Origin of the sequence: Pseudomonas sp. SH10-3B (assembly GCF_019891415.1) — a bacterium.
Classification (GTDB): Bacteria; Pseudomonadota; Gammaproteobacteria; order Pseudomonadales; family Pseudomonadaceae; genus Aquipseudomonas.
Window position 1 is genome coordinate 1 of the sequence record NZ_JAFLXD010000173.1, and the last position, 201, is coordinate 201.

The 201-nt window shown below is 55.2% G+C and carries 1 protein-coding gene; it reads left to right on the forward strand.

Going from position 1 to position 201, the window contains the following annotated elements; all coding sequences use genetic code 11:
• Positions 1 to 201 (forward strand): hypothetical protein (locus J1G35_RS30805; protein WP_223016899.1); only part of this gene is annotated, 201 nt, incomplete at both ends.

Below are 201 nucleotides of genomic sequence, written 5' to 3' on the forward strand. Positions count from 1 at the left end.
TGATCAGCGTTGCGCCAGTCACCATCGACGAGAACTCCGCTACAGCGGGCACTGTCGCTGGCCGCTTCACTGCGACTGATGAAGAAACGCCACGCGAAGGTTTGACTGTTTCCTTCACCGGCAACAGCAACGTAGACGGCTACTACAGCTTGTCCGGCAACAACGTTGTACTGACGCAAAAAGGTGCTGACTTCGTTAACG